Raw genomic sequence first — 11,113 nt, 5'->3', positions numbered from 1 at the left:
CAGCACCAGCCAGCTCAGGTTGAGGAAGAAGACGCTGTAGAGATAGTCCCCGTGTTCGTGCGTCAGCTCAGCCACCATCGCGCTCAACCTCCATAACCTGCGGCACGCGCTTCTTGCGCCGCACCAGCCACCACACGCCGGCAAGATCGAGGATGCCGACCCACAGCCGGTCCCACATGCCGTAATTCGAGACGCCGTGCCGCCGGTCGCGGTCGATGACGTCGACATAGACCACGTCGAAGCCATCGCGCCGCACCAGCGCCGGCAGAAAACGGTGCAACCCGTCGAAATAGGGCAGCGCGAGGAAGACGTCGCGGCGGAACGCCTTGAGGCCGCAGCCGGTGTCGCGCGTGCCGTCGCGCAGGATCGCGCCGCGCACGCCGTTGGCGATGCGCGACTGCAGCTTCTTGAAGCCGGTATCCTTGCGCCCTACCCGCTGACCCGCCGCAAGGCCGGTGCGCTCGCCGCCATGTTCGATCGCCGCGATCAACTGCGGCAGAAACGCCGGATCGTTTTGGCCGTCGCCGTCCAGCGTGGCCACGATGGCGCCACGCGCGGCGCGCACGCCGCTGCGCACCGCCGCCGATTGACCGGCGGACGCCGCGTGACGGATCTGGCGCAGATTGCCGCGTGCCTTCATCTCCACCGCCAGCCGGTCGGCGGTGGCGTCGGTCGAACCGTCATTGACATAGATGATTTCGTAGTTCCACCGGCCGTCGAGCGCGGCTGCGATTTCCGCGATCAGCGGCAAGATGTTTTCGGCCTCGTTGCGCACGGGAACGACGACGGAAACGACCACCGCGGCTGTGTCAGGGGAAGGCAAATCGACACTCAATCGTTGGAGTTGGCCGGCCGCCCGCACCTTCGGGCCGGCGGTTGCGGCGTCCGCTTCTTATGGGGCTGACGGGCCATGGGCAACCCTTTTGAGATGGCGGGAAGCGCTTCGAAACGGCACAATTTCGCCATCCCGCCGGATCGCAAACAACAGGCAGCGCGCGGCGAACCAGTAGCGCACCAGCATGGCGCCGATCACCCCGATCAACGCCCCCGCGACGACGTCGCTCGGATGGTGCGCCAACAGCACCAGACGGCTCGTCGCGATCAGGAGCGCATAGACGACCATTGCCACCCGCGCCCGCGGCCACAGCGCGGCAACCGCGAACGCCAGCGCAAACGCCGTGATGGCATGTGCGGATGGAAAGCTGAAATAGGCCTCGGTGCCGGCGAACGGCCTGAAGTTGAACGGATTGGCCTTGCCGCCCACGAACGGCCGGCCGCGCCCGACCACCCATTTGATCAGTTCGCCGGCCAAGAGCGGCAGCAGCACCGCGAAAAACAGGAACTGCAGTCGCGTGCCGAAACTCAACAGCCGAAGGCGCGACGCTCCCTCAAGCCGCGGAGACACCAGCGCAACGATCAGCAACATCGCCGCCAGCGGACACAGCACGTTGGCGTCCTTGCCGAAGTCGGTCAGGATGCGCACCGGCCACAGACTGGCCGCGCCGCGCGGCGGCATCAGCGCGATCTCGGTTGCGTCGAAGCCAGCCATCAGCGCGATGACGGCAGCGCCCCCGACGGCGGCGATCAGCAGCATCTGTCGCGCGAGCCGTCGTGCCGCGACGGCCCGCCGGGGATGCGACGGCGGGCGCGCCAGTTGGGTGACCGAGCGCCGCGCCAGCGTGAACAAGCCCGCGAGATAATTGGTGGGGTAGCCGATGCCGGCCTGGGCGGACATCCTACTCCGTGCCTTCGGAGCGGAAGATCGCGATCGAGATCGCCTTGCCTTGCGAGATGTTGTAGCCGTCGACCCGGGCGGCAACATTGTAGCGCAGCCCGATCGCCTCGGCGCGCTGAACAAAGCCGCGTTCCGAGCGGCTCTCCACCAGCGCGAAGCGGCAACTGCCCTGCCCCAGGAAATCGGCGGCACCCGAACCGTCCGTCAGCACCGTCGAGGTATCGGTCATGAACACCAGGCTCGGCTCGTGGAAGCCGGCGGCCGCAGCCTTCGGTCCGACGCAGACCACGTTGCGTAGCGCGTGCGCAATCTCCGCGCTTGGGAAGAGTGGTGTCAGCGCCGGCACCACGACGCCGTAGACGGCGACCGCCATGAACATCGCCGCGGCAACCGCGTTCAACAGCGAGCGCTCGGCGCGGTTGTCGTCGTAGAGCCACCAGGCAAACAGGCCGAGGATCAGCGCCACCGCCACGAACGGCCAGGCCAGAAAGACCGGCTGGCGCGTCAGGGTGATCGCGCCGACCACGGCGATCACCGAGGTCACAGCCGGAATCGCAAACCACCAGGCGGCGCCGCGCCGCAGCCACGACCGCGACAGCACGCGCCGCTCCAGCGCGCCGACGGTGAGGATGGCGATCGCCGGATAGAGCGGCAACACGTAGTGGGGCAGCTTGGTCAGCACCAGTTCGAACAGGATCCAGGATGGCACCAGCCACGCCAGCAGAAACTGCGCGCCGGGCTCGCGCCGCGCCCGCCACACCGCCGGCGCCGCCATGGCGGCGAGCGGCGCACCGGGCCAGAACGTGACCCAGAACAGCAGCAGATAGAGGCCGGGCGGCGCACCATGAGATTCCTGGGCGGCGAGCTTGCTCAGCATGTCGCCGCCGATCGAATCCGTGAAAAACGCGTCCCCCGCGCGCCAGAAGATCGCGACGAACCAGGGCAGCACCAGGACCAGCATCCACATCAGGCCCCATACCGGACGCAGCCGCCAGAGCCATGTGGCGGAGCGGTCGAGGATCGCGAGCGTGCCGATCGCCAGCACTACGAACATCAGGATCAACGGCCCCTTGAGCAGGATGCCGCCGGCCAGCGCCGTCCAGAAGATCGCGGGCCAGGTCCAGGGCGGATTCGCCGGATCCTCGCCGCGCTGCCAGGACAGGTAGGCGCGCGCCAGCGCGCCCATCGCCGCGACCACGGTCAAGAGCAGCATGGCGTCGGTCTTGGCGAGCCGTGCCTCGGCGCCGAGCAGAACCGAACTGGCCATCATGAGACCGGCGAAGATGGCGCCGTGCCGGGTCACGAACGCCAGCGCCGTCCAGTAGGTCAGGAGTACCGCGCCAACGGCCCCGATCAGCGAGGGGACCCGGTAAAGCCAGATGCGCAGCTGCGCCTTCGGCAGCCCCATCGCGGATGCGGCTTCGACCGCGGCCGATTGCATCCAGTAGATGCCGACGGGCTTCTTGTAGCGCACGTCATCCTGGAAACGGATATCGACGAAATCGCCGGTTTCGACCATCTGCTTGGTCGCCTGCGCGAACCGCGCCTCGTCGCGGTCGATAGGCGGGATGGTGAAAAAACCCGGCAGGAACAGCAATAGCCCGCACAGGATCAGGAATATGGCGGCGCGGGCATGGCTGCCGGCGGCAAAATCGATCACGCCTGCAAACCTGCTTCCCGGATTCACCCGGTTCTTCGGCTCGCGCGGTTCTCCAAATCGGGGACGGGCATAGGTCTCGGCCATTGGTTCCGCATACGCCGAAACCGCCATTCCGACAACCGCTTAGGGCATCTCTATTGAATTCTTACGACAACTGTGTCCGCCGCACCCGTGGCGTCGATGACGGTCAGCCGGGTGAACCCGGGACCAGGCGAATCGACCAGGCGCTGCCGCCGGCCGTCGATCTCGCCCACGGCGACGCCATTGACCAGCATCGTCATCGGTAAAACGCCGCCGGCGACCTTGACCGGCATCGCGTTCGCCTGCGCGTCGCCGGAGCCGGCAACATCGATCCGGGAACCGTTCAGGGGGAACTGGATATGCGGGGCCTGCTCACCGCCCGACCGGACCAGTTCACCCACTGGGCGAAAGCGACGCAGCGGCAGCGGAAGCTTGGCATTGCTGGCCAAAAGCGTCCCCTTGGGCGGCTTCGGCAGCGGAACCGGCAGCTTTCCGGTCCGGGCGAACGCGTCGAACAAGATCGGAGCCGCGGCGGTACGGCCGATCAGGCCGGGCACCGGGGCGCCATCGGGCCGTCCGACCCAGACGCCGATCGTGAGGCGGCCGTCAAAGCCGACCGACCACGCATCGCGGTAGCCGTAGCTGGTGCCGGTCTTGAACGCGATCCGGTTGCGCGGCGCGTTCTCCGGCGGCGGCGAGCCGATCAGGACGTTGCCGACCTGCCAGGCCGCGACCTGGTCCATCAGCCGCAAGGTATCGCCGGGCTCGCTCGCGGCGAGTTCGCGCAGCGGCCTCGTATTGCCGAGCCTCGCCAGTCCGGAATAAAGCTGCACCAGGTCCTGCAGCGTGATGCCGACGCCGCCAAGGCCCATGGCCAGGCCCGGCACTTCATCCTTCGGCAGCACGAGATTGGCGCCCGCCTGCTTCAGCCGCGATGCAAGCCGGCTCGATCCGACGCGGTCGAGCAGTTCGATCGCCGGCACGTTCAGGGAAAATTGCAGGGCTTTCCGCACCGGAACGGTCCCCTGATAGGTCATGTCGAAATTTTCCGGCGCGTAAGAGCCGAAGCGGATCGGCCGGTCCTCGATCAGGCTTTCCGGATGCACAAAGCCGTCCTCGAAGGCGAGACCGTAGATGAACGGTTTCAACGTCGATCCCGGCGACCGCACCGCGCGGGTCATGTCGACCTGCCCCGCCCGCCGGTCGTCGAAATAATCCGATGAGCCGACCCGCGCCAGCACATCGCCGCTGGCGTTGTCGACGGCGAGGATACCGATCGAAACATTCGGACCCAGTGCGATGGCGCGGTCGTGCGCCAGCGCTTCGAGCACCTTCTGCAGGCTCGCATCCAGCGTCAGCTTGATGATCGGCGCATCTTTCACCGTCGTGATCGCCTGGTCGGCCGAATGCGGCGCCAGGATCGGCATCGGCTTGCGCAGCCGCGGCACCGGCACAGCCTTGGCCTGGACGGCGTCCTCCTCCGTCACGATGCGCTCGTCGACCATGCGGTCGAGCACGCGGTCGCGGGCGTCGCGCGCGGCTTCGGGAAAGCGATCGAGCCGGCGGGTCTCGGGCGATTGCGGCAAGGCCACCAGCAGCGCCGCTTCGGCGGTCGACAGCCGCTTCGGCTCCTTGCCGAAATAGGCGATGGAGGCGGCGCGAATGCCCTCCAGATTGCCGCCATAGGGCGCCAGCGTCAGATACAGATCGAGAATCTGGTCCTTTGACAGTTGCCGCTCGATCTCGATCGCGCGGACCATCTGGCGCAATTTGGCGTAGACCGAGCGCTCCCGCCGCGGCTCCAGCAAACGCGCCAATTGCATGGTGATGGTGGACCCGCCGGATACGATGTGGCCGCGGCTGACGAGCTGCAGCGCGGCGCGGCCCAACGCCAGCGGATCGACACCGGCATGGGAGCGGAAGCGCCGGTCTTCATAGGCGAGCAGCAGTTTCAGGTAGCCGGGATCGACCTCGCTCTTCGCATCGACCGGCAACCGCCAGCGGCCGTCGGCCATGGCATAAGCGCGCAGCAGCTTGCCATTGCGGTCGACGATCGTGGTGGAGACTTGCCGCACCTGCGCCAACGGCAATGGCCCGAGCGAGACGACCCATGCCGCGAAGACGGCGGTGGCAATGAAGATGAATGCGAATGCAATTGCCGCGAACCGAATGACGCGCCGTCTACCAACGCCGTCATGGCAGGGCTTGTCCCGGCCATCCACGTCTTGCTTTGCTGCGGCGACAAAAGTCGTGGATGGCCGGGACAAGCCCGGCCATGACGAGGAGGTATGAGGGCCGACTTCGCTCATTTCGCCGGACGCACCTCGACCGATCCGGTGCTGCTGCGGCCGTAGCGCGAGGGATTGTACATGTCCTCGACATAGGCCTGCGGCAGCACGTATTTGCCTGGAGAAACCGCGCGCACCACATAGGCCGCCGTGAACACCGCCTTGTCGTTGGCGGCGCGATCGATAGCGGCGGTGAAGCGGTCGTCACGGAACTCGGTATTTTCCGGCTTCGCGCCGTCCTCGATCCAGTCCAGCGTGCCGGTATCGCCCGAGGAGACCAAATGCGGATTGTCGATCTCGAAGCCCGCCGGGAGATAGTCCGACACCATGATGTGTCCGAACTCCGGCTTGGCCTCGGTGACTTTCAGCACCACCGCGAAACGGTCGTTCTGCTTCGCCTTGGTGACGTCGGCGGGCTTGCCGTCGAGCGTGAAATAATTCCGCTCGATGACAAAGCCGTTGGACGCCGCGGGCTCCGGCGTGATCGGCGAACCGCTGACGGAGACCACCGCCTGCACCGGCCCATCGCCGGTGTTGGTGATCTTGATCGGCTGGCCGGCCATCTCGGCGGCCTTGTAGCTGCGATAGAGCGCGGTCTTGACCCCCACCCCGTTGAGATCGAGGCTCATGGCCTCCTTCGACAGCGCCCGCGAGGCCAGCACCAGCCAGGCATTTTCCTGGGTCGAGGTGTACGGCGTTAGTCCGCGCGCCACTTCGACGCGGGCAACCGCCTGCGTCAGCGTGGCCCTGGGCGCGCTGCCTTCGCTGGCGAGCGAGACCAGGGCTGCGGCATCGCGCAACGCGCTGCCGTAGTCGACCCGGCCATATTCCAGCACCGGCTTTGGCGCGAGGCTTTCCAGCGCGGCGGCATAGACCCGCTCGGCCCTGTTCTTGTCGCCGACCAGCGCCAGCGCCGCCGCCAGTTGCGATTTTGCGATTGAAGTGGCGAGGTTGTTGAGCTTGGTGTCGGCGAGATAGCGCAGGTCGCCGATCGGAGCGGCGCCATTGCGCGCGAGCACGTAGAGCCCGTAAGCGAGGTCGCGGCCACCGTCCTTCTCGGGTTCGTTGGCGTTGACCACGGAGTTGCGAATGCGATCGAGCGCGCTCTTGAACAGCACGTCCGGCACCGCAAAGCCCTTTTCTCGGGCACGGGTCAGGAAGTCCGTCACGTAAGCATCAAGCCAGGCATCGTCGCCGCCGGCCGACCACAGGCCGAACGAGCCGTTGGAGCCCTCCCGCGCCAACAGCCGCTCGATGGCGTCCTTGATGCGCTGGTCGATTTCGGTGTCCATCGCCAGATGCGCGCCAGCTGCCAGATCGTTGACGTAAAGCAGCGGCATCGCGCGGCTGGTGATCTGTTCCGAACAGCCATGGGGATAGCGGTCCAGCGCCTTCAGGATGGTCGCGGCATCGAGCGCGGTGGACTGGCTGACCGACAGCGAGACGCCGCCGGTGCCCTGCACCAGGTCGGAGAACATGTCGGAGGTGAGTGTCAGGCTCTCGCCTTTGGCGAGGGTACGGATCGAGCGGCGGGCGAGGATTTGGGTGGCCGGCTTGACGTCGAGCGCATAATGCCGCGCCAGCGTCAGTTCGTTCGGCCCCGAAATATCGACGTCGATATCAGCGGTTCCGGCATAGGCGGCATCGAGCGAAAGCGACATCGAGCTGCGCTGTTTCGCGGCCAGTTTGACTGTTGTAGCCGGATTGCCCGATACCTTCACCGGCCCCGTGGTCTTGACGTCGATGGTGTAGTCGCCGGGCGCGCCTTCGACGTTGTCGAGGTCAAAACTCATGGTGCCGTGATCGCCGTTCAGCAAAAAGCGCGGCAGAGTCGCCGTCAGCACCACGGGATCGCGCACCGTGACATCCGATGTGGCGCGGCCGAGCTTGGTCGCGGTCCAGGCTACTGCCATGACGCGCGCGGTGCCCGAAAACTCCGGAATGTCGAAATTGATCTCGGCGGTGCCGTCGGCGGCAACCGTGACGATCCCGGAATACAGCGCGAGCGGCTTTTGCGTCGGCGGGCTGCCCTGCAACTGCGCTCCGGCGTCGCCGCCGGTCTTGAGCTGGCCGCGGGTGCCCTGCATGCCGTCGATCAATTGCCCATAGAGGTCACGGATTTCCGCGCTCATCTCGCGCTGGCCGAGATAGTAGTCATCCGGTGCCGGCGGCTTGTAATTGGTCAGGTTGAGAATGCCGACATCGACCGCGGCAACCACGATCTTGGCGTCCTCGCCCGGGTTCAGTCCGCCGAGTTTCACGGGCAGTTTCAGCGTGGAGTTCGGGCGCACCAGAGCGGGCGGCGACAGGTTGACCTGGAGCGTGCGGGCCTGCTTGTCGATGCCGAACCATTTCAGGCCGATGGCACGGCCGGGCATCCGCGAGGCCGCGACATCGAGCGGGCGGCGGAGCGTCGCCACTACATAGGCGCCGGTGCCCCAATCCTTGCCGACGGGAATCTTGACCTGGGTGGTGCCTTGCTTGACGTCCGATGTCTGGGTCGTCAGCAGCCGGTCGCCGAGCACGTTGATGGTGAGTTTTCCGGCGGTGCGGGCATTGACCGAGACCGTCATGGTGTCGCCGGATTGATATTCCGGCTTGTCGATGGAAGTCTCCAGCAGATCGGGCGTATCGGCGCTGCCGTCGGAATACCAGCCGACATCGAACTGCACCGAGGTCAGGGGACCGTCGGCATCGGTCGATTTGACGTCGAGCCGGTAGCGACCGGGTTGCGGCGACAGCGTGATCCGCGACGGCTTGTCGGCGGCGATGCTCAGATCGCCGTCGGCGACGCGCGTGGTCGATTTGACCGGCTCGAAATCCCACGACGAGTTCTGGCGATACCATTGATAGCGGGATTCGATCTTGAGCAGCTCATAGCGCAACCCGTCGCGCGGCAGCGTCTTGCCGTCGGGCGAGACGAACACGACGTCGAAACCGGCCTTGTCGCCTTCGGCGACGTTCTTGTCGGCGAATAGCGGCTTGACGCCGATCTGCGCCGCTGATGGCGCCACCGGCAGCACCAGTTTGCGCTCGACCGCGCGGCCGCCGGCCTCCGCCATGCGGATGAAGAACTGGGCTTCCTGCGGACGCGTCGAGGTCGGCGGCTTTGAAAGGCTGACCGGGAAGGTGGCAACGCCATTGGCGTCGGTCTCGGGCAGGCCCTCGATCGGGGTACGCTCGTTGCTGGTGGTCTCCTCGTCCTTGACGCCGAACTGGTAGCCGGCAAAGCCCGGTCGCTCGGCGGCCGGCGTGACCAGCATGTCGCCTTCGAGCTGCAGGCTCGAGGCCGGCGCGCCATAGAGGAAATGGCCGTCGACCTTCAGTTCCACTGCTATGTCAGCTTTGATCTGCTTGTCCTTGGCCGACAAGTCGAATTCGATCCGCTCGGGGATATAGTCCTCGACCATGAAGGTGGTTTCGCCGACCGGAGAACCCTTGGGATCGGTGAAGGCCTTCACCCGCCAGGTCCCGGTCGGCACCGCGGAATTCAGCGGCATGGCGAGGCTGCGGCCGCCTGCGCCCTGGTCGGCCAGCATGGCCCGGCGGAATTCGACGCCGTCGGGGCGTTCGATCACCAATGTCAGCGGTCCGCCGGTCACCGCATTGCCCTGGCCGTCACGCAACAGGGCCGTGAGATAGACGGTTTCGTTGGAGCGGTAGACGCCACGCTCGGCATAGACGAAAGCGTCGGCGCCGGCGGGCACTTCCCGCCCCGCCGCACCCCGATCGGATAGATCGAACGCGTTGCTCTTCAGGCTCAGGAAGGCGTAGTCAGTCTTCTCGCCCGACACCGTCAGCATCGCCGGCGACAGGCCGCCCTCGCCGCGCGCCAGCCCCGCCTCGAACAGCACATGACCGGAATCGTCGGTCTTGCGGGTCGCCAAAATCTCGTTGTTGCGCGCCACCAGCCGCACCTCGGCCTTGCCGACCGCATCCGTGGTCGCCAGCGAATTGACGAAGACGTGGATGCCGTCATTGCCGGAGAATGCGGTGATGCCCAGATCGGAAACGATGAACCACTGCGTTGCGAGCGACGAGTCGTCGTCGCTGCCCGGAGTTTTCGGCGCCGCGGTCATGACGTAGACGCCGGGCTGTAACTCGCCGAGCGCCTGGTCGACCGGAAATGCCGTGGTGACGTCCTCGTTCAGCGTGGTCGCGGTGGAAACCTCGCCCGACCAGACCTTGACGCCGCGCTCATCGCCGAGGCTGGACAACTCGTAGCGGCTCAACGCGTGCTGGAAATCGCTGTCGATCACGGTGTTGATCAGGTTGCGGTCGCCGATCCGGAATACGTCCACCTTGACCGCCGGCGTATTGACGCTGACCAGGGGAATGCCGCGCTGGCCGGTGCGCGGCAGCACATAGGCGCGCCCGGTGAAACGCACCAAGGGTTTGCGGTCACGCACATAGATGTTGAATTCGGCCGATTTCGGCAGGCCTTCGCGGACGGTGGAGGGCAGCCCGGCGCGCAGATTGATGTTGTAGCGTTCGCCGTGCTTCAAACCATCGACGCAGAGCTGCTTGCCCTCCGAGGTCAGCGCCGGCTTGTCGTTGCCGGCAAGCGCCAAATACGGCGCGAAATCGGTGCGTTTGGCCAAGTCCTCCGAGAACTGGAAGCAGGCGCGCGGCGAAGCCGAATCGGAATCGACGGTATAATCCAGCAGCCGAAAGCCGTGCTCATCGCGCAGCTTTTCGTATTGGCCGCGGACGTCGGCGACCTCGCGCAGATCGAGCGAGAGCCGCAACGCGTCCAGCGCCGGCCGGAACAAATGGCGCTCGCTCAGGGCGCGGCCGAGCACGGCGAGCGCGTCGGCTTCCTCGCCTGAGTTGCCGGCGCGCTGATAGGCGATATAGGCCGCGGTCGAGGCGCGCTCCAGAAGGAAGGTGTGCTCGCTGGAATTCGCCGGCGAAATCTGGAAAATCACCCGGGCAAGCCTGAGCCAGTTGCCGCTGTCCTCCGGTGCGACGGCGGCGATCTGGCCGAGAATCTGCAGGCCGGTGCGGAAATCGCTGCGCCTGAAGGCGGCATCGGCGTCCGTCTTCAGCGTTGCGGTGGATTTTGCGACGGGGCCCGCCTCGCTCTTGATCTGGGCTTCCAGCTTGATCGCGGAATCGGCGAGATCGTCGCGTTTGAAGGCCTTGTCCGCCGCTAGCGCCGAGCAGAGGCCAAGCGCCAGCGTGGCGCAAAGTATCGCGGCGCGAACCAAACCGATCATGATGGAGCTCCCAGGGCTGCGGACGAACGCCGCATATGATGCAGAAGTGCGCTAAAAGGTGACGGACTGATGGCGGCGGAACCAGCGAGCGAAAAAGTCGCATGCAACATTTGTCGAAAGCCAAAATCCCGTGGCCGCCGCCGGTCAACGGCGGCGCAGCATGATGTCGAGGGCAAACCGAACGGTCCAC

The 11,113-nt window shown here is 66.1% G+C and carries 5 protein-coding genes; all 5 read right to left on the bottom strand.

The features are described from left to right. Positions 1–67: 67 nt before the first annotated feature. Positions 68–823 (bottom strand): glycosyltransferase family 2 protein, encoded by a 756-nt coding sequence (locus tag VK804_RS02825; RefSeq protein WP_325367590.1) that lies wholly within the window; start codon positions 821–823, stop codon positions 68–70. Positions 824–892: 69 nt separating this feature from the next. Then, positions 893–1,735, bottom strand: coding sequence for a phosphatase PAP2 family protein (locus VK804_RS02820; protein ID WP_325367588.1), 843 nt, complete (start codon positions 1,733–1,735; stop codon positions 893–895). Position 1,736: 1 nt separating this feature from the next. Beyond that, positions 1,737–3,479: a glycosyltransferase family 39 protein gene (locus VK804_RS02815; RefSeq protein WP_325367586.1), complete on the bottom strand. Its 1,743-nt coding sequence runs from the start codon at positions 3,477–3,479 to the stop codon at positions 1,737–1,739. A 50-nt stretch (positions 3,480–3,529) separates the two neighbouring features. After that, positions 3,530–5,725: a penicillin-binding protein 1C gene (gene pbpC, locus VK804_RS02810; protein ID WP_414642700.1), complete on the bottom strand. Its 2,196-nt coding sequence runs from the start codon at positions 5,723–5,725 to the stop codon at positions 3,530–3,532. Next, positions 5,722–10,923: an alpha-2-macroglobulin gene (locus VK804_RS02805; RefSeq protein WP_325367582.1), complete on the bottom strand. Its 5,202-nt coding sequence runs from the start codon at positions 10,921–10,923 to the stop codon at positions 5,722–5,724. Before VK804_RS02805 ends, pbpC begins: the two co-directional genes overlap by 4 nt. Positions 10,924–11,113: the final 190 nt, after the last annotated feature.

This window comes from Bradyrhizobium sp. (assembly GCF_035484855.1).
Taxonomy (GTDB): domain Bacteria; phylum Pseudomonadota; class Alphaproteobacteria; order Rhizobiales; family Xanthobacteraceae; genus Bradyrhizobium.
The sequence above is the reverse complement of the archived record's forward strand: the minus strand, read 5'-3'. Positions and strand labels throughout refer to the sequence as shown.

Coding starts and splice junctions, on each gene's coding strand:
- VK804_RS02805 (WP_325367582.1), bottom strand. CDS start 10,923: ATGATCGGTTTGGTTCGCGCCGCGATACTTTGCGCCACGCTGGCGCTT.
- VK804_RS02815 (WP_325367586.1), bottom strand. CDS start 3,479: ATGGCCGAGACCTATGCCCGTCCCCGATTTGGAGAACCGCGCGAGCCG.
- VK804_RS02820 (WP_325367588.1), bottom strand. CDS start 1,735: ATGTCCGCCCAGGCCGGCATCGGCTACCCCACCAATTATCTCGCGGGC.
- pbpC (WP_414642700.1), bottom strand. CDS start 5,725: ATGAGCGAAGTCGGCCCTCATACCTCCTCGTCATGGCCGGGCTTGTCC.